This window comes from Acinetobacter sp. GN11, assembly GCF_054823985.1.
This window is the reverse complement of sequence record NZ_JRVL01000050.1, coordinates 1-26430: the sequence shown is the minus strand read 5'-3', so window position 1 is coordinate 26430 and position 26430 is coordinate 1. Positions and strand designations below refer to the sequence as shown.

At 41.6% G+C, this 26430-nt stretch carries 26 protein-coding genes; 15 read left to right on the top strand and 11 right to left on the bottom strand.

The window, feature by feature from the left end; genetic code table 11:
* The first annotated feature begins 103 nt into the window (after positions 1 to 103).
* Positions 104 to 940 carry a formate/nitrite transporter family protein gene (locus tag NL42_RS06560; protein ID WP_461312182.1) on the top strand — a complete coding sequence of 279 codons (837 nt, stop codon included), beginning with the start codon at positions 104 to 106 and terminating at the stop codon, positions 938 to 940.
* Positions 941 to 946: 6 nt separating this feature from the next.
* On the opposite strand, the gene NL42_RS06555 is transcribed toward NL42_RS06560, so the two are convergent.
* The 3 genes from NL42_RS06555 to NL42_RS06545 form a co-directional block, all read right to left on the bottom strand.
* Entirely contained in the window at positions 947 to 2212 is a 1266-nt protein-coding gene (locus NL42_RS06555) for a replication-associated recombination protein A (RefSeq protein ID WP_461312181.1), read from the bottom strand.
* Between the two features lie 102 nt (positions 2213 to 2314).
* Complete coding sequence (locus tag NL42_RS06550; protein ID WP_461312180.1) at positions 2315 to 3487, bottom strand: PQQ-dependent sugar dehydrogenase; 1173 nt, start codon at positions 3485 to 3487, stop codon at positions 2315 to 2317.
* Positions 3488 to 3595: 108 nt separating this feature from the next.
* Positions 3596 to 4054: a YcgN family cysteine cluster protein gene (locus NL42_RS06545; protein WP_016139773.1), complete on the bottom strand. Its 459-nt coding sequence runs from the start codon at positions 4052 to 4054 to the stop codon at positions 3596 to 3598.
* Positions 4055 to 4247: 193 nt separating this feature from the next.
* Between NL42_RS06545 and NL42_RS06540 the strand changes: the two genes are divergently transcribed.
* The 8 genes from NL42_RS06540 to ahr all read left to right on the top strand — a co-directional run bounded on the left by NL42_RS06540 (position 4248) and on the right by ahr (position 9535).
* Positions 4248 to 4406 carry a DUF1328 domain-containing protein gene (locus NL42_RS06540; RefSeq protein WP_002053759.1) on the top strand — a complete coding sequence of 53 codons (159 nt, stop codon included), beginning with the start codon at positions 4248 to 4250 and terminating at the stop codon, positions 4404 to 4406.
* Between the two features lie 170 nt (positions 4407 to 4576).
* Positions 4577 to 5314: a dienelactone hydrolase family protein gene (locus tag NL42_RS06535; protein ID WP_461312179.1), complete on the top strand. Its 738-nt coding sequence runs from the start codon at positions 4577 to 4579 to the stop codon at positions 5312 to 5314.
* A gap of 183 nt (positions 5315 to 5497) precedes the next feature.
* Complete coding sequence (locus NL42_RS06530) at positions 5498 to 5860, top strand: HIT family protein (protein WP_005300389.1); 363 nt, start codon at positions 5498 to 5500, stop codon at positions 5858 to 5860.
* A 141-nt stretch (positions 5861 to 6001) separates the two neighbouring features.
* A complete protein-coding gene (mutY, locus tag NL42_RS06525) occupies positions 6002 to 7036 on the top strand; it encodes an A/G-specific adenine glycosylase (protein WP_461312178.1) in 1035 nt (344 codons plus the stop codon).
* Between the two features lie 47 nt (positions 7037 to 7083).
* A complete protein-coding gene (locus NL42_RS06520; RefSeq protein WP_461312177.1) occupies positions 7084 to 7620 on the top strand; it encodes a M23 family metallopeptidase in 537 nt (178 codons plus the stop codon).
* Positions 7621 to 7629: 9 nt separating this feature from the next.
* Positions 7630 to 7875, top strand: coding sequence for a hypothetical protein (locus NL42_RS06515; protein WP_001287364.1), 246 nt, complete (start codon positions 7630 to 7632; stop codon positions 7873 to 7875).
* A 32-nt stretch (positions 7876 to 7907) separates the two neighbouring features.
* Positions 7908 to 8468, top strand: a complete 561-nt coding sequence (locus NL42_RS06510) for a DNA-3-methyladenine glycosylase I (RefSeq protein WP_461312176.1) — start codon at positions 7908 to 7910, stop codon at positions 8466 to 8468.
* Positions 8469 to 8506: 38 nt separating this feature from the next.
* Positions 8507 to 9535, top strand: coding sequence for an NADPH-dependent aldehyde reductase Ahr (gene ahr, locus NL42_RS06505; protein ID WP_461312175.1), 1029 nt, complete (start codon positions 8507 to 8509; stop codon positions 9533 to 9535).
* 3 nt (positions 9536 to 9538) lie between these two features.
* Here the strand turns inward: ahr and NL42_RS06500 are convergent, their stop codons facing one another.
* The gene (locus NL42_RS06500) at positions 9539 to 10963 is read right to left on the bottom strand and encodes an aminotransferase-like domain-containing protein (RefSeq protein WP_461312174.1); all 1425 of its coding nucleotides are present in this window, start codon (positions 10961 to 10963) and stop codon (positions 9539 to 9541) included.
* 90 nt (positions 10964 to 11053) lie between these two features.
* Between NL42_RS06500 and NL42_RS06495 the strand changes: the two genes are divergently transcribed.
* Positions 11054 to 11428: a hypothetical protein gene (locus NL42_RS06495; RefSeq protein WP_461312173.1), complete on the top strand. Its 375-nt coding sequence runs from the start codon at positions 11054 to 11056 to the stop codon at positions 11426 to 11428.
* Here the strand turns inward: NL42_RS06495 and NL42_RS06490 are convergent.
* Positions 11412 to 12314 carry a LysR family transcriptional regulator gene (locus tag NL42_RS06490; protein ID WP_461312172.1) on the bottom strand — a complete coding sequence of 301 codons (903 nt, stop codon included), beginning with the start codon at positions 12312 to 12314 and terminating at the stop codon, positions 11412 to 11414. The genes NL42_RS06495 and NL42_RS06490 overlap by 17 nt on opposite strands.
* A 120-nt stretch (positions 12315 to 12434) precedes the next feature.
* On the opposite strand from NL42_RS06490, the gene dkgB reads away from it, so the two are divergent.
* Both dkgB and NL42_RS06480 read left to right on the top strand, forming a co-directional pair.
* Positions 12435 to 13238: a 2,5-didehydrogluconate reductase DkgB gene (dkgB, locus tag NL42_RS06485; protein ID WP_461312171.1), complete on the top strand. Its 804-nt coding sequence runs from the start codon at positions 12435 to 12437 to the stop codon at positions 13236 to 13238.
* A 4-nt stretch (positions 13239 to 13242) separates the two neighbouring features.
* The gene (locus NL42_RS06480) at positions 13243 to 14433 is read left to right on the top strand and encodes an MFS transporter (protein ID WP_461312170.1); all 1191 of its coding nucleotides are present in this window, start codon (positions 13243 to 13245) and stop codon (positions 14431 to 14433) included.
* A 39-nt stretch (positions 14434 to 14472) separates the two neighbouring features.
* Here NL42_RS06480 and NL42_RS06475 read toward each other — a convergent pair whose 3' ends face one another.
* Both NL42_RS06475 and dapB read right to left on the bottom strand, forming a co-directional pair.
* Complete coding sequence (locus tag NL42_RS06475; RefSeq protein WP_461312169.1) at positions 14473 to 15126, bottom strand: START domain-containing protein; 654 nt, start codon at positions 15124 to 15126, stop codon at positions 14473 to 14475.
* A gap of 50 nt (positions 15127 to 15176) precedes the next feature.
* A complete protein-coding gene (gene dapB, locus NL42_RS06470; RefSeq protein WP_016139763.1) occupies positions 15177 to 15998 on the bottom strand; it encodes a 4-hydroxy-tetrahydrodipicolinate reductase in 822 nt (273 codons plus the stop codon).
* A gap of 184 nt (positions 15999 to 16182) precedes the next feature.
* Between dapB and NL42_RS06465 the strand changes: the two genes are divergently transcribed.
* Positions 16183 to 16545 carry a hypothetical protein gene (locus tag NL42_RS06465; protein WP_461312168.1) on the top strand — a complete coding sequence of 121 codons (363 nt, stop codon included), beginning with the start codon at positions 16183 to 16185 and terminating at the stop codon, positions 16543 to 16545.
* A gap of 114 nt (positions 16546 to 16659) precedes the next feature.
* Here the strand turns inward: NL42_RS06465 and dnaJ are convergent, their stop codons facing one another.
* The 4 genes from dnaJ to NL42_RS06445 all read right to left on the bottom strand — a co-directional run bounded on the left by dnaJ (position 16660) and on the right by NL42_RS06445 (position 22624).
* Complete coding sequence (gene dnaJ, locus NL42_RS06460; RefSeq protein ID WP_336166885.1) at positions 16660 to 17775, bottom strand: molecular chaperone DnaJ; 1116 nt, start codon at positions 17773 to 17775, stop codon at positions 16660 to 16662.
* 103 nt (positions 17776 to 17878) lie between these two features.
* Positions 17879 to 18256 (bottom strand): hypothetical protein, encoded by a 378-nt coding sequence (locus NL42_RS06455; RefSeq protein WP_016139760.1) that lies wholly within the window; start codon positions 18254 to 18256, stop codon positions 17879 to 17881.
* 139 nt (positions 18257 to 18395) lie between these two features.
* Positions 18396 to 21521 (bottom strand): efflux RND transporter permease subunit, encoded by a 3126-nt coding sequence (locus tag NL42_RS06450; protein WP_461312167.1) that lies wholly within the window; start codon positions 21519 to 21521, stop codon positions 18396 to 18398.
* A complete protein-coding gene (locus tag NL42_RS06445) occupies positions 21518 to 22624 on the bottom strand; it encodes an efflux RND transporter periplasmic adaptor subunit (RefSeq protein WP_461312166.1) in 1107 nt (368 codons plus the stop codon). The genes NL42_RS06450 and NL42_RS06445 overlap by 4 nt, the downstream gene beginning before the upstream one ends.
* A gap of 149 nt (positions 22625 to 22773) precedes the next feature.
* Between NL42_RS06445 and NL42_RS06440 the strand changes: the two genes are divergently transcribed.
* Both NL42_RS06440 and ppc read left to right on the top strand, forming a co-directional pair.
* Positions 22774 to 23397 (top strand): TetR/AcrR family transcriptional regulator, encoded by a 624-nt coding sequence (locus tag NL42_RS06440; RefSeq protein WP_461312165.1) that lies wholly within the window; start codon positions 22774 to 22776, stop codon positions 23395 to 23397.
* A 170-nt stretch (positions 23398 to 23567) separates the two neighbouring features.
* Complete coding sequence (ppc, locus tag NL42_RS06435) at positions 23568 to 26252, top strand: phosphoenolpyruvate carboxylase (protein ID WP_461312164.1); 2685 nt, start codon at positions 23568 to 23570, stop codon at positions 26250 to 26252.
* Positions 26253 to 26430: the final 178 nt, after the last annotated feature.

The following is a 26430-nucleotide window of genomic DNA, read 5'->3' as shown; positions in this document are numbered from 1 at the left end:
CACATAAAGCTGTTAGGAATCGACTGGATTTATCCTGAGTACTGCCTTATCAATGAATAAAAATAAGAAATATAAATTATTTATTCAGTGAGGAGTAAACCTGATGGATCATGAAATAGAGGAAAAAAAGGTCGAGAAAACCTTAAGCTGGCGTGAAAAAATAGCAGTTGAAGAACATGAGAAGCTGTCACCCCGTTTGGTCTATGAAATTATCCGCCGTGATGGTGCCGAAGAACTGGATCGTCCAACAGCTGCCCTGATCTTTTCAGGGATTGCAGCGGGTTTAGTCATCAGTTTTTCATTTGTATTTAAAGCGATTATTGCCTCTTATCTCCCAACTGATGCGATCTGGACCGATTTAATCACCAATATCGGTTATACCATTGGGTTCCTGATCGCTATTTTGGGTCACATGCAACTCTTTACCGAGAATACCATCACCACAGTTGTACCTTTATTCAAACCCTTTACCTTCGATAAATTACGAGCAGTCGGCCGATTATGGGGGATTGTGATTCTATGTAATATCATTGGGACAGCGTTGGCGAGTTTATTTTTCTTAACTACTCACCTGTTTACTCCAGATATTGACAAGGCACTGGATGAACTCGCCCACCATGTCGGTTCCTTTTCTGCAACTCAAAATATGCTCAAAGGTATTATGTCAGGGCTGTTAATTGCAGCTTTGGTCTGGATGTTGCCTTCAGTTACTAATAAATTCCTACTCATCTTTTTCATGACGTATCTGATAGGACTGGGTGACTTTACCCATGTAGTGGTGGGTTCTACAGAAATGTCCTATCTCGTCTGGCAAGGAGAGGCTTCTATTAATGACTATCTGTTTACTTTCCTGATCCCGACCACCATTGGCAATATTATTGGTGGTACAGGCGTGTTTACACTACTGATTTATGGTCAGGTAACTGAGGAACTGGAATAGCGAGAACTATTGTTCCTGTTGCCATCTGCGTTGCTGTAAACGCTCACCTTCAACCTCACGCTTGTTTCTTGCAGACTCATAGATTTTGGTTCCCTTTAACTCTGGCGGCAAATAGTCTTGCAGTACAAAGTGCTCAGGATAATCGTGCGGATAGAGATAGTTAATTCCATAGCCTTGTTGTTTCATAAGCTTGGTCGGCGCATTTCTCAAATGCAAAGGCACAGGTAAATTTGCCGTTTTTTCAGCAAGTTCCAGAGCCTTATTAATCGCTAAATAAGTACTATTACTTTTTGCACTCGTTGCTAAATAAACCGCAGTTTGGCCCAGAATAATTCGAGCCTCAGGCATCCCTACCGCTTGTACAGAGCGGAAACACTCACCTGCAAGTAATAGTGCATTAGGGTTAGAGTTTCCGATATCTTCTGAGGCTGCAATCAGCATACGTCTTGCAATAAAAACCGGATCTTCTCCGCCTTTGAGCATACGTGCCATCCAATACAGGGTTGCATCTGGATCACTACCCCGAATTGATTTAATAAAGGCTGAAACTAGGTCGTAATGCTGTTCACCAGATTTGTCATAACGCGCAATATTTTGCTGCGCAACTTTCACCACAACTGCATTGGTAATCGTATTTTCAATTTCTGGTTCAAAGGTACTTGCGATCAGATCCAGTAAATTAAGCGCTTTACGAGCGTCGCCTGCTGCAAACTGAATGAGAGCATCATATTCTTCAACATGAATGTAACGCTCTTTTAAGAATTTATCGGCTTGAAGAGCATTATTGAGGAGTGTCTGAATTGCTTCACTATCTAAACTATTTAGAGTGTAGACCTGACAACGAGATAAAAGCGCACTGTTCACCTCAAAAGATGGGTTTTCAGTCGTCGCGCCAATTAAGGTAATTTTGCCTTTTTCAACTGCACCCAATAAAGCATCTTGCTGTGATTTATTAAATCGGTGAATTTCATCAATAAAAACCACAGGTGTCAGTAAATCACCACTTTCTGCAATTATTTCACGTAATTCTTTTACGCCCGTATTCAGCGCAGATAAGCTCACAAATGGGCGATCTATCGCTTGAGCCAAAAGCAAAGCGATTGTTGTTTTACCAACGCCTGGTGGTCCCCAAAAAATAATAGAAGGCAAATGCCCCTGATCGATCATTTGACGTAAGGGCGCATGCTCACCTAATAAATGATCTTGCCCAATAATTTCAGACAAGTCTCTCGGGCGCAGGCGTTCAGGAAGTGGAATATGGGTGTCTGACATCTCAAATGGCTTTATCGTCTTTTCACTATAGTCTATTGTGTCTCACAGAAATCTACAATTTGAATCTATGAGACACATCCGTTATTTACAGGCTGGTTCTCATTAAGATGGTTTCTTACTCAGCTTAAGTAATCGCGCATTTGAGCCGTCTTCAATGACCCAAATCGAGCCATCTTGTGCTTCATGTAACCCGCGAATGCGTTTTTTCATATCTAGTCTTTGCACTTCTTTCACGGGTTTCTGCTCTAAATCCACCACAATAATTGCTTCAGAAGATAACCCGCCAATTAACGCCCTATTTTTCCATGCAGGAAATTGTTGTCCGCGATAAATGATTAGGCTCGACGGAGAGATTACGGGAGTCCAGTCAATTTCAGGTGCTTTAAATTCTGGGTGAGTGTGATGATCTGGAATAGGTTGGCCCGAATAATGATCTCCATTTGAAACGATTGGATAACCATAATTTTCACCTTTTACGATGATATTAAGCTCATCACCACCTTTAGGCCCCATTTCAACTACCCAGAGTTGTCCTTGGCGGTCAAAAGCCATACCTAACGGATTACGGTGTCCCAATGACCATATTTCAGCAGTGACCCCACCTTGCTTATAAAAAGGGTTATCTACAACCGCTGAACCATCCTCATTTAAACGCAAGATTTTACCCAAATTACTTTTCATATTTTGAGCAGGGTCAAACTTTTGCCGTTCACCAGAACTGACCCACAGCTTACCATCAGCACCAAAAAGCATACGATGTCCATAATGACCTTGTCCTGAAACTTTGGGTACTTGCTGCCAAATCTGCTTCACATCTGTAAGTTTTGGCTGATTGGGGCTAGATAAATCCAACTTTGCGCGTGAAATAACAGCGCCAGATCCGCCTTGTCCTTTTGTAGCGTAGCTGAGATAAACCCAATGATTATGAGCAAAGTCAGGATGCAAAATAACATCTCCTAAACCGCCCTGTCCGCCATAGTTCACTGCTGGAACGCCTTGAACATCCAAGATCTGTTTATTTTTAGGATTAAAAATTTTTAATTTACCTTGCCGTTCAGTCACCAATAAACGCTGATCAGGCAAGCTGGTCAAAGCCCAAGGTTCATTGAATTGGGCAAATATTTCAGTTTGATAAGATTGTTTGGTTAAGGCGGTCTGCTCTGTTTTTGCAGCCGTATTTTGTTCAAGGTTTTTTGAATTGGTATTATTAGACCCACACGCCATTAACAAAAGAAAGCTACTACATAATAAAGGGGCTGTTAGTCGTCTCATCATTTTTATCTCCTTTTGTTTTTATTGTTATATAACGGAGATGAGCAAAAAATTTACGATAAAATGTTACTTTATAATACGTTGTAATTAAAAATGCCCATCACGAGCATATTAACGCACCCATCTTACAACGTAATCTTCAAGATCATCTTCATGAACATCGACTTCAGAAATACAACGTCCCGCAACTGACTTTTTTGCGTTAACTACGCTTTGTCTAGAACCTGTATTCAAATAGTGCCAAGAAGGTAGATTTTTTCCTTCATTCAAACGTTTATAAGCACAGCTCGATGGTAACCAGTGAATTGTTTTTAAAGATTCAACCGTTAATTGCAGGCAGTCAGGTACTTGCTGCTGACGATTTGAATAGTCCGAACAACGCCCTGTCCCACAATCAAGTAACTTGCACGCCACTTTGGTATAAGCCACCTCATGAGTATCTTCATCTTCAAGCTTAACCAGACAGCATAAACCACACCCATCGCATAAAGCTTCCCACTCAATTTGAGTAAGTTGCTCTAGTGGATAGTTTTTCCAGAAGAGTGGACGAAGTGAGGTCTCGGTAGACATATTTTTTTAGCAGCTGATGAGATAAAACAGTGTTTAAGTATAGCATTGAAGTGATCCTTACAAAAAAAGAAGCTGTATTCCTAACATCACAAAATGATTGTTTAATATACATTTCAACCACATAAACGACACATTCGGTGCAAAAAACACGCTATATAGTAAAACGACAATGAAAAAATAAGGAGAACAGCATATGTTCCGTTGGGCTATCATTTTTGCAGTGATTGCACTCATTGCCAGTCTATTAGGGTTTGGTGGTGTTGCAGGGTTATCTAAAGACTTTGCCGTGATTTTATTAGTTGTGGCTGTAATTCTCGCCGTAATTGGATTCATTTCGCGAGGCAGAACGTAACCTAATCATGATCACCTAAAAAGAAGGAACTCGTTTCCTTCTTTTTTATTGCGTGAAGTTTTCTATCTTTTCTTTTGATGTAGATTCTTACACAGTTATTGATATTACTTTTATCTTTTTATGCTTTAATCAAGCGTGTTTAAATCTCTTTAAATTTCAGGATTAAGGTCATGAGTACAGCAATTAAAACCCGTGAAATTCAATATACTGCACCAGATGGCAGCCATTTAATTGGTTACTTTGCGGCTCCAGATAGTGAAACACCTGTTGCGGGTGTGATTGTTGGTCCTGAGTGGTGGGGTCGTAACGAATATACTGAACAACGTGCACGTGAGCTTGCTGAACATGGCTATGCTGCGCTTGCAATTGATATGTATGGCGATAAAAAAGTGACCTCGACTGCCGCTCAAGCCTATGAATGGATGATGCAAACATTTGAAAATTTAGACACAGTTACTGATCGTGCCAATGCAGCGCTTCAAACTTTAGCGGCCCAACCAGAAGTAAATAGTGAAAAACTTGCTGCAATTGGCTTTTGTTATGGTGGTAAAGTCGTATTAGACCTTGCTCGTTCAGGTGCGCCACTTAAATCAATTATAACGTTCCATGCTACATTAGCTCCGAAAGCACCTGCTCAAAAAGGCAGCATTCAAGGTAAAGTTTTAGTACTACATGGTGAACTAGACAGCATGGTCACCTTAGAAGATGTTGCTAATTTTGAAAAAGAGATGCAAGCTGCTGAGGTTAAACACGAAGTAGTGGTTTTAGAAGGTGCTAAACATGGCTTTAGTAACCCGCTTGCAGATGAAAAAGCGAAAGCAAACGGTGTAGACCTTGGCTACAATAGCGAAGCTGAAAAACAAGGCCTTGCTAAAATGTACGCTTTGTTAGATCGTACTTTAAAATAAAAGAAGCCAATTTGGAGCAAATGTTTTTTCGCATTTGCTCCCTTAAATGTTTATGACTTTGCAATATTTTTACTGTATTTTTTAAACCATACTTCAATAACTATACTCCCGTTGAGCTAGAGCAAAGCCTAGTCTTATTTCCCGCACTCGGGGTTTAATGGAATAACATGAGAGGATACAACAATGACTGACAAGAAATGTCCGTATTGCGAATTTGATGAATATGACATCATTGATAAGAATGAATTTGCTGTAATTTTGCCTGATTCTAATCCGCTATCTAAAGGCCACTGTGTGGTAACACCACTACGACATGTTCGTTCTTTTTTTGATATCACGTCTAAAGAACATCAAGGCTTGCTTACACTTCTTGAAATTGCGCGCCACGAAACACAACTTCGCCATCAACCAGACGGTTTCCATATTGGTTTCAATGATGGTGAAGTGTTCGGACAAAATTCTGATCATTTCCACATTCATGTCATTCCATACTACAAAAACCAACCGTTGAAACTTGACCAACGTTGGGGTGTACAAAAGGATTAATCCTTTTTATACATGAAACAGAGATTGCTCATTATCAGGTAATCTCTGTTTTAACATACTCTCGCTGTTCGCTTGCTTTAAACAAAATTTCATCTAAATTTCAGCTATAATTTAACCCTTACTTCTCGTCTATAGCTGTTCATGCCTGAATTTTCTTTTTCTGATGCCCTTTTAAACTGGTTCGATCAACATGGTCGTCATGATTTGCCTTGGCAAGTCGCAGATGATCCGTATAAGGTTTGGGTTTCTGAGATTATGCTACAACAGACTCAGGTGAAAACGGTTCTGCAATATTTTGAACGCTTTATGGAGCGCTTCCCCACTGTAGAGACGTTAGGTCATGCAACTTGGGATGAAGTAGCGCCTTATTGGGCTGGTCTTGGCTATTACGCTCGTGCACGCAATTTGCATAAAGCTGCTGGTCTTGTTACTCAACAGGGCAAGTTTCCTGAAACACTAGAAGAATGGATTGCACTACCCGGCATTGGTCCCTCTACCGCAGGTGCGCTCATGTCTTTGGGTTTACGTCAGTACGGCGTCATTATGGATGGCAACGTGAAACGCGTTTTAGCCCGTTTCTTTGCTATTGAAGATGATTTAAGCAAACCTCTACACGAACGTGAAATGTGGAAACTCGCTGAAGCGCTTTGCCCAACCCAGCGTAACCATGATTACACTCAAGCAATTATGGATCTCGGTGCGACCATCTGTACGCCAAAAAAACCGCTGTGTTTATATTGTCCAATGCAAAAACATTGCCAAGCTTACCAGCAAGGTTTAGAACAAGAATTACCTTTTAAAAAACCGAAAAAAACACCACCTGTTAGAACAGCAGATGTTCTTATTATTCAGTGCGAAGACGAATGGTTTTGGCAACAACGCCAAGCTCATGGTCTATGGGGCGGTTTAATCTGTTTACCTATTTTAGAAAATGAACATGAGCGACTAAGCTTAAGTCAGCAATTTAAACTGCAACCTCAACCACAGACCTTTCAAATTAGTCATAGCTTCACTCACTTCACATGGTTACTTAATGCTCATGTGTTCCACGTGGAACCTGACCAAAAAGAACATCTAGCAATTGAACTTGAAGGCCAATGGCTAAGCCCAGAACAAGCTATTTCTAAAGGTGTTCCAACAGCTATGAAAAAATTGATCTCGACGAGTCGTTCGTGACATAGTGGGTAAAATAATTTTGATATGGCTGTGACAGGGAGTATTTTGTGCGACGTTTTGTTTCTCATTTCTCACTTGGTTTTCTCATTATTCTATTGGCTGCCTGTGCCAGTGCACCCAAAAAACCTGCCCCTCTTCCACCCGCTCAAGTCAGCAAGCTCAAAAGTATGCAGCTTCCGAATCGACTTCCAGTTCCAGTGAAAGGTGTCGATCGAGATGAATTAAAAGACACATGGGGAGCTGCTCGCAGTCAGGGTCGTAATCACGAAGGAATTGATATTTTGGCTCCACGTGGAACCAAAGTGTACAGTGCAACCGAAGGACTCGTTGCCGATCTTCGTAATAACAACTTAGGTGGCAAAGTCATCTGGATTTTAGGCCCAGCGGGAACATGGCATTATTATGCTCATCTTGATGGTCACAAACGTGGCTTAAATGTAGGTGACTACATCAAAAAAGGTGATCTAATCGGTTATGTCGGTAATACGGGCAATGCACGTTATACTTCACCTCATCTTCATTACGGACTTTATCTAGATGGTAAAGGACGTGGTGCTGTTAACCCTTATTCTTATTTACGCTAGGAACACTTTATGTCGGAAGCGCTGATCAATCGCTTAGTAGAGTTTGCCGAGTCAGGCAATCAGCAAAAGATCATTTTAAATGGCAATAGCTATCAAGGCTGGATCATGGAAATCAGTGATGATGCCCTGCTAATCAGTACCGGTTTTTCAGATAAAGTTGGTAAAGACTTTTGGCTAAAGTTTGAAGACTTAACTCAAGCTGAACTGTATTATTGGGATACGCGCCCAAATGAATGGGTGCTGTTTAAACTTTAAAATTCTAAGATAAATATAAGGAGCATCATCACATGAAAACTCAACGCTGCGGATGGTGTTCCAACGATCCTCTCTATATTGCTTACCACGATGAAGAATGGGGCAAACCAGAACACGACGAAGCTCGACTATTTGAAATGCTTTGCCTTGAAGGCCAGCAAGCTGGTTTATCTTGGATTACCGTACTCAAAAAAAGAGAAAGTTACCGAGAGCACTTCTTTAATCACCCAATTGCAGATATCGCTTCATTCACAGATGACTTTTTAGAACTAAAATTATCAGATGCGGGTTTAATTCGTCACTTAGGCAAACTCAAAGCTATTCGTGATAATGCAATTGCTTGGCAAGAGCTCAAAGCACAAGTGGGTGACGTTCCAACATGGCTTTGGCAGTTTGTAGATGCAGCTCCACAACACAATGATGTTGTAGATTATCGTAAGGCTCCTGCACAAACTGAACTCAGCGTAAAACTTTCCAAAACTCTTAAGAAGAATGGCTTCAAATTTGTCGGCCCAACCACTTGTTATGCTTTTATGCAAGCAGTAGGCATGGTCGATGATCATGAAAACGATTGTCAATTTAAAGCTTCATAACCCACCATAACGGTTCAAAGCCGCTTAAGGAGTTTCCGATGAGCAATAATACGATTCAGGCTTATGCTGCAATGCAGGCAGGTGAGAAACTGGTTCCTTACCAATTTGACGCAGGTGAATTGCAGCCGCATCAAGTTGAGGTAAAAGTTGAATACTGTGGTTTATGTCATTCTGATATTTCTGTTTTGAACAATGAATGGCGTTCAACTGTGTACCCTGTGGTTGCGGGTCATGAAATTATTGGACGAATTGTTGCTTTGGGTTCAGAAGCCAAAGGTCTACAAATCGGGCAACGTGTCGGCATTGGCTGGACCGCTGAAAGTTGCCAAGCCTGTGATGAATGTATTGGTGGTCAGCAAGTACTTTGTACTGGCGGAAATGTAGCAACAATCGTGGGACATGCTGGTGGTTTTGCGGATAAAGTCCGTGCAGGCTGGCAGTGGGCTATTCCCCTCCCTGATGATTTAGACGCTGAAAGTGCTGGTCCTTTACTTTGTGGCGGAATTACCGTTTTTGACCCACTCCTTAAACATAAGATTCAAGCAACACATCATGTCGGTGTGATTGGCATTGGTGGCTTAGGTCATATAGCCATTAAGCTCCTTAAAGCTTGGGGCTGTGAGATCACTGCATTTAGTTCCAACCCTGATAAAACAGAGGAACTTAAAGCAATGGGAGCAGATCATGTCGTGAATAGCCGCGATACAGACGCGGTAACAGCACAAAAAGGGAAATTTGATTTATTGCTCAGCACAGTAAACGTGACTTTAAATTGGCGTGCTTTCATTTCTACGCTAGCACCAAACGGTTCGTTGCATTTCTTGGGGCTGACCCTTGAACCTGTTCCTGTCTCTGTAGGTTCACTTATTAGTGGTGCTAAGTCAGTGACAGGCTCACCTACGGGTTCACCAGCTGCCCTGCGTCAACTTTTAAAGTTTGCGGCACGCAAAAAAATTGCGCCTCAAATTGAGCTATTTCCAATGTCAGAACTTAATGAGGCAATTGAACGTTTACACTCAGGTCAAGCACGCTATCGCATTGTGCTGAAAGCAGACTTTGCAGAATAAATACTAACTTACGGTTTTCATCTGTTGTCGTGACCAGTCCGCTAAGTCACTAATTGCTTGGCGGACATCTGCTGTTAATTCATGCCCCGCATTTAAACGAATGAAATGTCGATATCGTTCATCCTCACCAAAAACATGGCCCGGTACCACGGTAATTCCTTGAGCTTTCGCAGTGTAATACAGCGCTAAAGTATCTACGTCCTTAGGTAACTGTATCCAGAGTGCATAGCCGCCTTCTGGCTGACTTAACGCAATCGGAAGGCCGTCAAAGGCTCTTAAAATACAACTGCGATATTGCTCGACTTGTCGCATTAGATTGGGTCGTAGCTGCTCTAAATGTTCTCGATAACCACGACTATAAATAAAATCAGCTAAGCCTAATTGTAGCGGTGTATTTACGCCAATATTGCTTGCCAGCAGCTCAAGCCTTAAATGCTGTAGCTTTGCACTTAGGCAGAACCACCCTACCCGATATGCGCTCGATAGCGACTTAGAAACCGACCCACACCAAATGACATAGCCCTCACGGTCCCAATAGCGAATCGGTAGCGGGCGTTCGTTGCTGTAGCCACATTCACCAAAAATATCGTCTTCAATAATAAAGCACTGATACTTTGCAGCTAATTCAGCAATCTTTTGTTTTTCTGCATTACTTAAACAATATCCTAAAGGATTTTGATAGTTGGCTGTCATCAGGCAAATCTTCGCCAAACCCTGCTGCATCAATGATTCTAAACGTTCAAGATCAATGCCACGATGATGCGCTGGAATTTCAATAATCTGCCGTTTTAAACTTGCTAAAAGCTGTAGCTGCCCATTAAAAGTAGGTGTCGGAATCAAAATACTATCGCCTACTTCTGTTAGGTGCTGAATCACTAAAGACAAAGCAGGGATGCAACCATTGGTAATAAAAATATCTTCCGTCGCAATGAAGATTCCATCTTCACGCCAATGATCAGAAAGTGCTTTTCTTAATTGCTCATGTCCTTGTTTATTACAATAGAGAAAGTCTTGGGGCTGGCAATTTTTTAAAGCTCGTTGAATAGAACGACGTAAACCCTCTATCGGAATAAAATGCGGCGTCAACTGAATCGAACCCAACGGTACAAGATGGCTTTGTAAGGCTGCTTCTTGAATTTGGTTATGCAACTCTAGATTTGAAACTTGCCGAGGTAAAGACAAAAAATCGGGGCTATCAGGAATAGGGCTAGACTGGGTACGAGCAACCACAAAATAACCCGACTTTGGCTTTACATAAATGAGCCCCCTCGCCTCAAGCAACTCATAGCAACTTTTTGCCGTGCTTAAGCTAATACTGTGCTGACGAGAGAAATCTCGTAAAGAAATCAGCTTTTGATGAGGTTTGAGCTCATCTTGATAAATTCGATGTGCTAATTGATTCGCAAGAACCTGATATTGAAAAGTCATTCTGTGCTGCTTTTTTAAAAATTTCTGTATCTGTACTGGTTTATAGAACACCTTTACGCTATATAAATCAACTCCAAGAGTAGCAAGAACATGAAATTAAAAGCTATATTGTTATTTACTGTTGTTTTAGCAGGTTGCCAAACTGAGCCACAAAACGAGCAGTACAGGCATACCGTTTGCCAAAGCCTGATTGAAGGTTATTTAAAAATAACCAATCAACAAGACTATAAAATGGAGCAGCGCACTGATGATGAGTCTAGTACGATTTCTCATTATCAATATCAGCGTAATAGCTCAAATGAAGTTGTCATGGTGAATTCGGCCTATTCCAAACTATATTTTACTTGCCGACAACAGCAAAAAAGCTATTTTCTGGCACAGCATTCCCCAGAGGGACAAATCACTCCAATTTTAGAAGTTCATTTTCCAACTGATGGGTATGCTACTTTTAGAGAGCGCTTTTAAAACCATCTTTTAACTGTTCTACCAAAAACTCAATGAATAAACGGATTCGTTTTGGTAGATGCTCTTGTTGATAATACACAGCATGGATGCTTTGATATTGATGTTCAATTTGGTCTTCGAATAATGCAATCAATCGGCCTTCTTGAATATCTTTCCAAACTTCAAATTCAGATAGCCGAGCAATACCATGGCCTCTAATCGTGAGTTGGCGTACCGTCTCACCGCTAGAAGCTTTAATATTTGCTTGTGCAAAAAAATATTCATCACCGACTTTAATCGGCCAGCTATTAATATAGGCAGGTCTGGTAAAACCAATCAGATCATGTTGTTCGAGTTCTTCTGGTTGTGTTGGAGTGCCCTTAATCACTAAATATTCCGGGCTCGCCACAATAAATAAGCGACTTTTACAAACTAGTTTGGCATGAAGACTCGAATCATTAAGCTCCCCAAACCGAAATGCCACATCAGTTTTATGTTGCAGCAAGTCAATCACCTGATCATTGCTATTTAACTCAATTTCAATATTTGGATAACACTCTCGAAACTTATGCATTAATGGGGCAATCACGTGTAAAACAAACGGAGTAGCCGAATCAATACGAATGAGTCCTGCCGTACCCTGATCAGATTTTTGTAGTTCTTCTTCAGCTGCATTCAGCTCATTTAAGATTTTACGGGCCTTTACCAGAAACTGTTGCCCTTCTTGAGTCAGTTTCAACTTACGTGTCGTTCGCTCTAACAAGGTCACATCTAACTTAGTCTCTAAGCGTGTTAAAGAGCGACTGACCCCCGAAGGTGTTTGTTTTAAATGCTCTGCTGCAGCTACAAATGAGCCTGTATCAATAATTGTGATAAAGGCAACAAGTTCTTCAATTGTTGATTTCATGGCTTATTCTATTATTGACTAATGATCAAAGATATTTTGCTTATTCATCTATTTTTTCGCAACAATAATCCGAGCAAAATGCATCTCAAGTTAAACAATTATTTAAATTCAGGTGAACACATGAATATCCCACGTTTTGGCCTAGGAACTTTCCGTCTAAAAGAGCAAGCGGTGATTGATTCGGTTAAAAATGCTTTAGATGTAGGTTACCGTGCAATTGATACTGCTCAAATTTATGACAATGAAGCAGCGATTGGTCAAGCCATTGCTGAAAGCGGCATATCACGTCAGGATTTATTTTTAACCACAAAAATCTGGGTAGATAATTTTGCTCAAGATAAGTTTATTCCAAGCTTAAAAGAGAGCTTACAAAAGCTTCGTACTGACCATGTCAATTTAACGTTGATTCACTGGCCAGCACCGGACTTAGGCGTTTCGATTCCTGAAATCATGCAGCTTTTACTTGAGGCAAAGCAACAAGGCCTTACTAAACAAATTGGTATCTCAAACTTCAATATTGAGCTTACCCAACAAGCAATTGACACAATTGGTGCAGAGCATATTGCAACTAATCAGATTGAGCTAAGCCCTTATCTTCAAAACCACAAACTTGTGAACTTCTTACAAGAGAAGAATATTGATGTCACTTCATATATGACGCTTGCGTACGGTAAAGTGCTTCAAGACCCAGTTCTAGCTAAAATTGCAGCAGCTCATCAAGCAACGACAGCGCAAATTGCACTGGCATGGGCATTGCAACGCGGTTTTGCAGTCATTCCATCTTCGACTAAACGTGAAAACCTGATGAGCAATTTAAAAGCACAGGATATCGAGTTAACTTCAGCTGAAATGCAAATGATTGCCGAACTTGATCGTAACAGTCGTGAAGTTAGCCCAGAGCCATGGGCACCAGTTTGGGACTAAACTCATGAACACTCAATCAAATACGGCATTCTCGTTATTGGCATTGGCAATTGGCGCCTTTGCCATTGGCACCACGGAATTCTCACCAATGGGATTATTGCCGAATATCGCTAATGATTTAGGGATTTCAATTCCAACAGCCGGAATGTTAATTACGGGCTATGCACTTGGCGTCATGCTAGGTGCTCCGTTCATGACCCTATGGTTTGGTGGTTTTGCACGACGTAATGCGCTTATCTTTCTGATGGCGATCTTTACGGTAGGTAACCTGATAGCGGCATTTTCACCAAGCTATATGAGCTTATTAGGTGCGCGTCTCATCACAAGCCTGAACCATGGTGCTTTCTTCGGGATCGGTTCAGTTGTAGCAGCAAGCATTGTGCCCGCACATAAACAGGCCAGTGCTGTAGCAACCATGTTTATGGGCTTAACCATTGCCAATATTGGCGGTGTACCTTTGGCAACATGGGTTGGGCAAAACATTGGCTGGCGTATGTCTTTCCTTGCGATTTCATTGCTTGGTGTGATTACTATGCTCGCTTTATGGAAAGCATTACCACAAGGTATGGTTGCCCAGAAACCGAATGTGAAAGCTGAGTTAAAAGTGTTAACGCGCACTCCTGTAATACTTGCTCTACTCACCACCGTACTCGGTGCAAGTGCAATGTTTACGCTCTATACCTATATTGCGCCAAGTTTGACTGAGTTTACGCATGCTTCACCGACCTTCATTACGTTTATGCTGATGTTGATTGGTGTCGGTTTCTCAATTGGTAACCATTTAGGTGGTCGCTTTGCAGATTTGTCTATCAATAAAACCCTGATTGGCTTCTTGGTTCTGTTGATTGTGATGATGGTGATTTTCCCAATCCTTGCACAAAGCCAAATTGGAGCAGCCATTGCATTAGTAATCTGGGGTGCAGCAACCTTTGCTTTAGTTCCACCTTTACAAATGCGAGTAATGTCTGTCGCTCACGAAGCACCAGGCCTTGCTTCTTCAGTAAATATCGGTGCCTTTAACTTAGGTAACGCAGTTGGAGCAGCAGCAGGCGCATTAGTACTCGATTTAGGTTGGGGTTATAGCGCAGTATCATTTGCTGGTGCATTGTTAGCAGGGTTAGGTTTGTTATTGGTGTTATTCCAGATCAAACGCGAGAGTAGTCCCGCCCAAGCATTACAGCAGTGTTCAGATTAATAAAAAGCGCCTGAAATCAGGCGCTTTTTTATGCTTTATTTATTTTAAAATATCAGGCAGTTTAGGCTGTTCATAAATAGGGTTCATTACTTCTCGCTTCATTTTAAGCAACATCTGGTAAGGCTGCTGTTGAACAAACATATTCACAAAACTTAATGGAATTGCACCAGCTGGGTCAGCATAACCACTGGTGGTTACTTTCACCTTATTATTTGCAAGTTTCTGGAATGTCCAGTCCCCTTCATAGCGTGTTAAGCGCACCACATCGGGTTGTATCGGATAATTTCCGCTAATTGCAGTATTTTTAATTGTCACAACGCCATTTGCAGCCTTGCTCATTTTTCCTTTTACAACCACATCACGATCTTTCAAAGGAAATGGAAAATCCAACACCATATACAGTGTGAACTCACCTTTTTTCTCATCTTGAGACAACATTTCAACTTTGCCCATATAAGGCACCCACTGATCGGCACGATTCACATCTAAAATCACGGCGACAGCACGTTCGAGTGGCACATCAAATGTCGTTTCTGCTTTATATTGAAAGACTGGATTATCAGTCTTCTGATAGGTCCAGACTTTAATATTATTGCGGTCTAAGCTTAATTTAGCTTTTTCTGTAGAAGCAGCCCCCGTCCAGAGGCTACTTAAACAAAGAAGAGTGGTCAGGGCAATTTGTTTTTTATTCATGTTCTGCTCTATCTTGTTTTTCTCGCTACACATGGAATACGGACAGGGTTTTAAACCTGTACGTCGTTCAATCCTAAAACATCTTTCATGTCATATTTACGCGCTTCACGGCCCACAACCCATGCCGCAGCTCGTACTGCACCAGCAGCAAAGTTCATACGGTTCGTTGCTTTATGAGTCACTTCAACGCGCTCACCCTCACCAATGAACATCACAGTGTGTTCGCCAACAATATCACCACCACGGATAGTTTCAAAACCAATCGTTTGACGGTCACGCGGGCCTGTGTGTCCTTCACGTCCATAAACAGCAACTTCTTTTAGGTTACGGCCTAAAGTATCTGCAATCGCTTCACCCATCATTAGCGCTGTACCTGACGGCGCATCTACTTTATGACGGTGATGAGCTTCAATGACTTCAATATCTACTGTATCGCCAAATACTTTTGCTGCAAGCTCAAGTAACTTGATTGATACATTTACGCCTACCGAATAGTTCGCAGCGTAAACCACAGGTGTATGAGTCGCAACTTCGTCTAACTCAGCTTTTTGCTCATCTGACATACCTGTTGTGCCAATAACCATGGCAACCCCAGCTTCACGGCAAAGCTTCAAATGCTGAGCAGTCGCAACCGGCGCAGTAAAATCAATAATTACATCGCAGTCTTTCAGAACATCTGACAAGCTTCCTGAAACCTTCACACCCACTGAACCAATACCAGCAAGCTCACCTGCGTCAGTGCCGACCAAACTACTTTCCGGACGCTCTACTGCAGCAGCCAATTGATAGCCTGCCTGTTGAACTGCTTGAATAAGCGTACGGCCCATACGACCGCCTGCACCTAAAACACCAATGCGTGGAGCTGCTGACATAATCCTTTCCAATCTTCTGTTTTACGTAATTTGTCTACTATATCAAAACTCTTTGCTCACGATAAAAAGTAAAAATTATTTTTTAATATCAGCTGAAATTTAATCTGTTTTCACAAAAGTTAAAGAATTGATCGGCACACTACTCAGCCACGAATGAAAAAAAGATGACTATAAGGAGTTCAGCATGCATTCGAGAATTATTGGCTTCACAGTGATGATGGGGATTATGAGTTCAGTGGCGTTTGCAGAGCCTGCAATCCAGCCAGGAGACACATTAGAGAGCTTATCTAAAGCACGTATTACAACTAACGTAAGCACTCAAACAGCAGCGCCTACAGCTCAACCAAGTGTAGCAACCGATGCCAATACAGACGTTAAAGTTGAAGATATTGACCCGATTATTGGCGAAACAACAGCAGAAGTACCTAAAGTAGCCGTACAGGCAGTAACAGTAGCCTCACCAGCTATCGAAAGTGCTCCGACTCTTGCTTCTAGCGAACCGACTGTAAGTGTTGACGACATCGATGTTGCTCACCCTACAGAGTAAGCAGACGTAATTTACTTTTAAGCAGAATAAAAATAATAAGATGAATCAGCGCAATAAAAAGGCGGATATTTTATCAATATCCGCCTTCTTTTTAATTTCTTATCTAATCACGTATTAATCGAACAAACGATCAAAGAATGATTTTTTCTTTGGTGAAGAAGCACTGTCTTCGCCATCAAAAGAAGCTTGCAACTCTTTAAGTAATTCACGTTGACGAGAATTTAAGTTGACCGGTGTTTCAATCACAATACGGCAGAGTAAATCACCTACCATGCTGCTACGTACTGGACGAACGCCTTTGCCACGTAAACGGAATAATTTGCCTGTTTGAGTTCCCTCAGGAATCTTCAAGCTAACGCGACCTTCCAATGTTGGAATTTCAAGCTCTTTACCCAGTGCAGCATCAGCAATGCTTACTGGTACATCCATATAAAGATCGGCACCATCACGTTGGAAAATTTCGTGTTCGCGAACAACCACTTCAACGTACAAGTCACCTGATTGGCCATCACGAATTGCTTCGCCTTTGCCACTCAAACGAACGCGGTCACCATTATCTACACCCGCTGGAATTGTAACTTCCAACGTTTGCTGGCGATCGGCTACACCTGAACCATGACATGCCTGACAAGGGTTTTTAATAATTTTACCTTGGCCACGACAAGTACCACATGTTTGTTGTACAGAGAAGAAACCTTGCTGCATACGAACTTGTCCTGAACCATGACAAGTTTTACAAGTTTCAACATCTTTTGGATTTTTAGAGCCTTTACCATCACACACATCACATGGTGCTGGAGCAGTAAAAGTAATGGTTTTTTTCACCCCTTTTACAGCTTCTTCAAGGGTAAGTTCCATTACATAACGTAAATCTGATCCGCGACGTTGACGCTGTTGACGTCCACCACCACCGAATGCACCACCGAAGATATCACCGAACTGGCTGAAAATGTCTTCTGCACTAAATCCGCCGAAACCACCACCACCGCCGCCACCAAAGCCGCCTTCGAACGCATTATGACCCATGCGATCGTACATGCTGCGCTTTTCGCTGTCCGATAAAACTTCATAAGCTTCAGCAGCTTCTTTAAATTTATCTTCAGCTTCGGCATTGTCAGGGTTTCTATCTGGATGATATTTCATCGCCAATTTACGGTAGGCTTTTTTGATCTCATCATCACTTGCGGTTTTTGAAACGCCTAAAACCTCATAATAATCACGTTTAGCCATTTTTGGCGGTGCTCCTCACGGAATTTTATCAATACTCTATTGCCGACTAAATGGGGGGCTTTAGCCGAATTTACAAGGGTAAAATGTTTAAAAAATAGATATATTAAAAAACTGCCTTATTTTTTAAATATTTAGACAAGCCTTTTAACCATGCATTTAATAGAAATAACCACGCAATAGCGCTAAATACTACACCAGCAACCGTAGAGGCGGTTACCCAAAGGTTACTGTCCCATGCAAAAAAGAAGAGCGGAATAAACCAGACCGCAGCAAAAATTGCCATACAAAGAAATAGAATCCCGTTTCGCATAATCCATAGTGCATGCGCATGAATCCAAACTTCTGCATTATCTACAACCGCCACTTTACGAGCGACCAAATAAGCAAAGGCCGCAAAAATAACCGTAAACAATGCAAGAAACATGAACGCATAAGAAATTACTATATAACGGCGATGCTGTTCGATATGGTCTTGCCCCATCTGTATTTCACCTCAATTCACTGCACTTAGCCTATTTTTTATGCAGTGAAATAATCCTGTATTTTTTGTGTAAAGACAGGTGCTACTATATTGGAGTTTTCAATATTTCGCACCTTTATTCACAAAAAATTTATGTATTTTATGCGGTTTTTTTCACCTTAAACCACGCTGCGTAGAGCGCAGGTAAGAAAAATAATGTCAGTAAGGTGGCAACAATCAATCCGCCCATGATCGCAACTGCCATCGGACCAAAGAAAATACTTCGTGAAAGTGGAATCATGGCCAAAACTGCGGCTAAAGCAGTCAAAATAATCGGACGGAATCGACGCACTGTCGCCTCAATAATTGCTTCCCATGTTGGATGCCCTGCTTGCCTGTCTTGTTCAATTTGATCAATCAAAATAAGCGAGTTACGCATGATCATCCCAGAGAGCGCAATTGTGCCCAACATCGCCACAAAGCCAAATGGTTTGTTAAATAGGAGCAAGAATAAAACCACACCAATTAAACCCAGCGGAGCTGTTAACAACACAATGGTCGCGCGTGATAAGCTTTTGAGCTGAATCATCAGTAATGTCATGACCACAGCCAAGAACAGTGGCATACCCGCATTAACGGAATTTTGCCCACGTGCAGACTCTTCTACAGTTCCACCAACTTCAACCAGATAACCACTTGGTAATTCAGTACGTAACTTATCCATTGATTCAGCTAACTCGCCAACCACTGTAGCTGGTTGTAATTGAGTGCGGATATCTGCGCGAACAGTAATGGTTGGTAAGCGGTTACGATGCCAAATTAAACCATCTTCAAACTTATATTCAATTTTAGCAATCTGGGCTAAAGGCACAGTCGTTCCGTTGGTTGTTGGTACAGCTAAACTTGCTAGGGAAGCCACTTCAACTCGTTCGCTCTGATCACCGCGTAAACGGATTTCGATGAGTTCACGCTTTTCACGATATTGCTCAATCGCACTCCCTGTAATTGATGCATTAATGAAGTTCGCTAAATCAACACTAGAAACACCCATTTGTCGAGCACGATCTTGGTCAATTTGAATTGAAATAATCTTACTCGGCTCACCCCAATCTAAATGCACATTGGTGGTATTTGGATTTTCGCTAACCAGTTTAGCGACTTTCTGTGCCTCTTGACGGACCAGATTTTGATCTTCACCCGACACACGATATTGCAATGGATAACCAACAGGTGGGCCATTTTCCAGTAATGACACGCGAGTACGAACTTGCGGAAGTAATTGCTTAATTTGTGTGTCTAATGAGCGTCGAATTTCATCACGATCATCAAGCGATGATGCGAGTACAACAAACTGAGCAAAGCTGGCTTGCGGTAATTGCTGGTCTAACGGTAAATAAAAACGTGGTGAACCTGTACCGACATATGCCACATAGTTATCAATACCTTTTTGTTTAGACAGGAATTTTTCAACCTTTTTCACAGCTTGTTCTGTCGCTGTTAAGGAAGCGCCTTCTTCAAGTTTTAAATCGACTAAAATCTCGGCACGGTTCGAAGGTGGGAAAAACTGCTGAGGAACGATCTTAAACATCAACACAGATATCACAAAAATACCCACCGTTGTCGCAATTACGGTTTTACGGTAAGTCACACAAAACTCGACCATCTTTCTAAAACGTAAATAGAAGCTAGATTGGTAAGGATCGTAGTGATGGTCCTGTGAAATGGCCACAGTTTGTGGTTGCGGTTTTTTGGTTAACCTCGCCCATAAACGGACATACCAAGGTGCTTGATGACCTGTTTTAGTAAAATCGGGTAATAGCTTTTCGCCTAAATAAGGTACAAATAAAACTGCTGCAACCCAAGAGACTAATAAGGCAATCGTCACCACCTGAAAGATAGAGCGAGTGTATTCACCTGTACCAGATTGAGCCGTAGCGATCGGTAAGAAACCAGCCGCAGTAATCAGTGTTCCGGTGAGCATTGGAAACGCTGTTGTTTTCCACGCAAATCCGGCGGCTTTAATTCGGCTATAACCCTGCTCCATCTTAATTGCCATCATCTCGACGGCAATAATGGCGTCATCGACTAACAGACCCAGCGCCAGAATCAAGGCACCCAGTGAAATCTTATGTAGGCCAACATCGAATAGGCTCATACCCGCAAAGGTCATTGCTAAAACTAAAGGAATAGAAAAAGCGACAACCAATCCTGTACGGAAACCTAAAGAGAAAAAACTCACTAACAAGACAATAATAACTGCTTCAGCGAGTACCTTTATAAACTCATGAATACTGCGTTGTACTGCTACAGGTTGGTCAGAAACTTTTTGGAGCTTCATGCCTAAAGGCAAAGTTTTTTGCAGTTGGGCAAATTCTGTGTCGAGATTTTTACCCAAAGCAATAATGTCACCGCCCTTACGCATCGATAAAGCAATACCAATGCCATTTTCACCCATGAAACGCATACGTGGCTGAGCAGGTTGACTAAAACCACGGTAGACATCAGCGACATCTCCGAGCTGAATGGTTTTATCACCTACCAGTAAAGGCATTTTCTTAATTTCATCAATGTTTTGTAAATGACCACTTACGCGAATCTGAATGCGGTCTGTGCCTGTTTCAAAAAAACCTGCACTTGCCATACTGTTTTGCTTTTGTAAGGCATCTTGAATCGCAGTCACCGGAATACCAAGCTGTACCGCTTTGGTGTTAGAAATCTCAATCCAGATTTTTTGATCTTGTAGACCAATGAGTTCAACCTTACTGACATCCTTGACGCGTTGAAGCTGTAATTGCAAACGATCTGCATATTCTTTTAAAAGCGCATAGTCAAAGTCTTTGCCTGTCAGTACATAAATATTGCCGTAAGTGTCTCCAAATTCGTCATTGAAAAATGGACCTTGTACACCGTTTGGTAGTTCATGGCGTATATCATTGACCTTCTTACGAACGTTGTACCAAACATCGGGAATCTTGTCAGAAGTAAGTGAATCCTTGGCCACAAAAGTGACCAACGACTCGCCTGGACGGGAGTAAGCCATAATCTTGTCATACTGCCCTGTTGTCATGAGTTCCTTTTCGATACGGTCCGTAACTAAAGTAGAAACTTCTTTGGCAGTCGCCCCAGGCCAGTAGGTCTGTACCACCATTACCTTAAAGGTAAAGGGTGGGTCTTCACTTTGTGATAATTTTGAATAAGAGATTGCACCAATAATGCCAAGCAACAGCATAAAATAAAGGACGATGCCTTTATTATTTAATGCCCATTCCGAGAGATTGAATTTCATGGCTGGGTTGCTCCCTGAATTTTCACCCCGCGGTTTTCACGGTCAATCGGATGAATCTTCTGTTTATCACGTAGCAAATGTACACCGCCAATCACGACCCAATCGTTTGGGGCCAAACCTGATAACACAGGTACGCTATCTTTGCCATATGCACCAATCGTTACAGGTACTTTACGTAAAGTCTGATTCGCATTAACCACCCAGACATAAGGCTGATTATCTGTTGCCGAAACACTCGAAAGTGGGACACTCATCACATTGGTTTGAGTCGAGCTAAAAAATACGCGTGCACTTTGTCCAAGCTGAATAGCAGATTGACCTTCTTTGAGTGCAACTTTGACTGTAAATGTACGGGACTGATCCGCCGCTGGGGAAACTTCGCGCACATAACCAACAAATCGGTCATTCGGTTTAGACCATAAAGTTACCCAAGCTGCTTGGCCAACCTTGATCTCGGCAACCGCTTGTTCTGGCACGCCAATGACAACTTCACGCTCTCCATCAATGGCCAGTTGATAAGCCGCTTGACCCGCAGCAACCACTTGTCCAATTTCAATGTTTCGCACAGTAATCACCCCGTTTTTATTGGAAACGAGTTGGTTATAACCTGTTTGGTTTGCAGAAACTTCATAGTTAGAACGAGCTTGCTGTAGAGCCGCTTGTGCAGCGTCATATTGATTTTTTACCGTATCAAATTGCGAACGGCTCACCGCATTAATCGGCAATAATTGCTGAAAACGTTTAAGTTCATCTGCTGCTGTTTTTGCTGAAGCCTGTGCATTGTCCAGTTGGGCTTTAGCGGCATTTAATTGTAGCTGAGCATCTGCCACGTCAAGCTTTGCTAAAACTTGTCCGACTTTAACTCGATCACCGACATCTACATAACGTGCCGTAACCTGTCCACCGACCCGAAATGCTAAAGCCGTTTGTTGTCTGGCCTGCACATCCCCTGCATAGCTTTTTTGTTCATTGAGGGTGGTCAAGGGTTGAGCCACCATCACATAGGGTATTTCTTCTGTTTTTGGGGCTTCTTTACTACACCCCATTAATGTGACCGTACAAACAATCACCATACTCATGATGAGAGGTTTTAACAGATTCATATCTTATCGCTCTTATTCAAACTGATTTTTTAAGGCACAATATGCTTGCATCATAAATTGTTTATTTTTTAATTAATATACTCATCGGTACATTAATTAAAGAAAAACTTATAAATTGCTATTTTTTTAAATTTTTATCAGAGGATTTTGTGCAAACAGTTAATCAAAGTGGTCGCCCCAAAGATCTAGAAAAACGTGCTCGTATCCTACAAGCCGCGAAAGCTATTTTTTTAAAATCTGGCTATCACGGTACTAGCATGAACCAGATTGCACAGGAAGCAGGTGTCACTAAACTCACGGTATATAACCACTTTCAGGACAAAGCGAACCTGTTTATCTGTGCGATTACAGAAACCTGTGAAGAGACATTGAGTCCTAAACAATTTGAATTAGATGCATCAGCAGACTTTTATCAAGCACTCTTTATTGTATGTTCACGCGCCTTACAGATTATTTATTCACCTGAAGCACTAAAGCTTGAACATGTATTATTTGAACTCGCAGCAGAACAAAGCCCTTTAGCTGAACAATTTTTTACTGCATCTCATACTCGACTTCAAAATCAGTTAGCTGCTTTCTTCCAAAAAGCAGCTGAATTAGGTTTTATCCAAGCCGATGATCCAATTTATCAAACAGAGCTTCTTTTAACTTTGTTGCTTGGTGTACGTCACCATAAGGTTCTACTTAGAATTATTGCTGTACCTAATGCACAAGAGCTAGAGCGAATTATTCGAGATGCAATTACGTTATTCCTGCTCAAATATCGGAATTAAACCAAAGTCCGATTGCTAAAAGTTGCACTGAGTGCATGTCTACTTTTAAGTCGCAATAAGCGAATTAAATGTTATTTTTTAAGCAAAAATTCACATTTTCTTACGCTCAAAGCTTGGAATGTTTGTTAATCGCGCTATATTCGATAAGAATAAGAACAGGAGAAAATAGCATGGTTCAGCAAATCGATGCGCCACTGCGTGAGGATGTCCGTTTACTTGGCAATTTGTTAGGTGAAACCCTAAAACAACATGCAGGACAAGAACTGTTTAATCAGATCGAGCAAATCCGTGCTCTTGCCAAAGGTGCACGTGATGGTCAAGCTGAAGCCGAAAAGCAATTAGAACAATTATTTTTAGAATTGCCCGATGAAGAGCTATTACCTCTTACCCGCGCTTTTTCTCATTTTTTAAATTTTGCCAATATTGCCGAGCAATATCATGTAGTGCGTAGCCGCAGACAGGCAGAGTTTGATTCGGAGGCTAATTCTCCAAATCCACTTGTTCATCTATTTCAAAAATTTAAAGACAAAAGTATTTCGACAGAAAAACTATTCCAGCAAATTTGTGATCTTAATATTGAGCTAGTCCTTACAGCACATCCGACTGAAGTCAGCCGGCGTACTCTCATTCAAAAATATGATGATATCAATGCCTGCCTTTCACAGCTTGATCAGCAAAAACTTACTCCACGTGAACGTCAAAGCGCGCTTGCCAACTTAAAACAACAAATTAGTTCAGCATGGCAAACAGATGAAATTCGTCAACACCGCCCGACTCCTGTTGATGAAGCAAAATGGGGCTTTGCAACCATCGAACAAACGCTCTGGAATGCTGTACCTAAATTTGTTCGCGAGTTAAATGAGTTGGTCCAAGAAAATTGCCAACAAAACTTACCACTTAACATTGCACCGGTACGTTTCGCATCTTGGATGGGTGGAGACCGTGATGGCAACCCAAATGTTACTCATCAAATTACACAAGAAGTGCTGTGGTTATCACGCTGGCAAGCTGCCGACCTTTACCTAAGAGATATCGAAAACTTACGTTGGGAACTTTCGATCCAAACCTGTTCCGAAGAAATGATTCAGGCTATTGGTAACCAACATGCAGAACCTTATCGTGAATATTTACGTGCAACACGCGAACGCTTAAAAGCGACTCGCCACTGGTTAGCTCAACGCTTGCAAGGCTTAGAAGCAGACGACAGCAATGTCATTAAAAGCAAAGATGAGCTTTTACAACCATTATTGCTGTGCTATCGCTCTTTAATCGACAGCAACTTGCCTGAGATTGCGAATGGTCAACTTCTCGACTTTATTTACCGTGTGAACTGTTTTGGTATCGAACTACTTAAACTCGACATTCGCCAAGAATCAGGTCGTCACCGCCAAGCGATTTCAGCAATTACCGAATATTTAGGTTTAGGTAATTTTGAATCGTGGACTGAACAAGCGCGCCAAAACTTCCTGATTCAGGAGTTACAAAGTAAACGCCCGCTTTTACCGAAATATATTAATGAACCTGAAGGCAGTTTGATTGGACACCCAGATGTCCAAGAAGTATTTGCAACCATGCGTACTTTGGCAGACCAACCGCCTGAATCTTTAGGGGCTTATATTATTTCTATGGCTGAATATCCAAGTGATGTTTTAGCTGTATTGCTGTTGCAAAAAGAAGCAGGTATTCAACATCCTTTACGTGTAGTTCCTCTATTTGAAACTTTAAAAGATTTAGATGGCGCTGCAACTACCATAAATACGCTGTTCAATATGCATTGGTATAAGCAGCACATTCAGGGTAAACACGAAGTCATGATCGGTTACTCCGACTCTGCAAAAGATGCTGGCTTCATGTCGGCTAACTGGGCCCAATATCGTGCTCAAGAAGAGCTGACTGCAATTGCTCAAACACACGGCGTACAGTTGACTCTGTTCCACGGCCGTGGTGGTTCAATCAGTCGCGGTGGTGCTCCAACCCAACAGGCACTATTTTCACAACCCCCTGGCTCTATCTCTGGTGCAATTCGTGTTACAGAACAAGGTGAAATGATTCGCTTCAAGTTCGGTTTAGAAGGAATTGCCATGCAAAACCTTGAAATCTATACCGCAGCAACACTCGAAGCGACTTTATTACCGCCACCAGAGCCTAAAGCCGAGTGGCGTGAAATCATGAACCGTATGACAGATCATTCTGTTAAGGTGTATCGTCAAACAGTGCGTGAAAACCCACACTTCGTAAAATATTTACGTACTGTTACCCCTGAGCTTGAGTTACAAATGTTGCCACTAGGTTCGCGTCCAGCAAAACGTAAAGTGAGTGGTGGTATTGAGTCTTTACGTGCGATTCCATGGGTATTTGCATGGACTCAAATCCGTTTGATGTTACCTGCATGGCTAGGTACTGGTGCTGCAATTAATGAAGTGATTGCCGATCAGCAAAAAGCAACGCTTGATGAAATGCTCCAGCAATGGCCTTATTTCCAGACGCTGATTGATATGCTGGAAATGGTATTGTCTAAATCCGATGCCAACATTGCACTCTATTACGAGTCTCATTTGACTGAAGATGAAGATTTAAAAGTGCTCGGTAATCAATTACGTCAGCGCTTAAAAGATGCTGTTGAAACACTACTTAAATTGAAAGATGAATCAAAGCTTCTTAGCAATAACGAAGTTCTTGATCAATCAATGCAGGTTCGTAAACCATACTTACTTCCTTTGCATCTTTTACAGGCTGAACTCATGAAACGCCGCCGAGATTATCTCGCTGAGCGTCAGGCAGAACATACTCCTGTTGACCATGCACTTATGGTAAGTATTGCAGGTATTGCTGCTGGTTTACGTAATACGGGCTAAGCTAATTTTACCAATTGTTTAACAAAGCAGTTCATCTCGATGTGCTGCTTTTTACTTGCAAAATTCTCTATTTTTCTTAAATTTTCTCTGATTTTCTCTGATTTTCTCTGATTTTCTATTTTTTAGAATATTTTTTTAAAATCAAAAAATGAGTCTTTATGAGAAAAAAATAACTAAT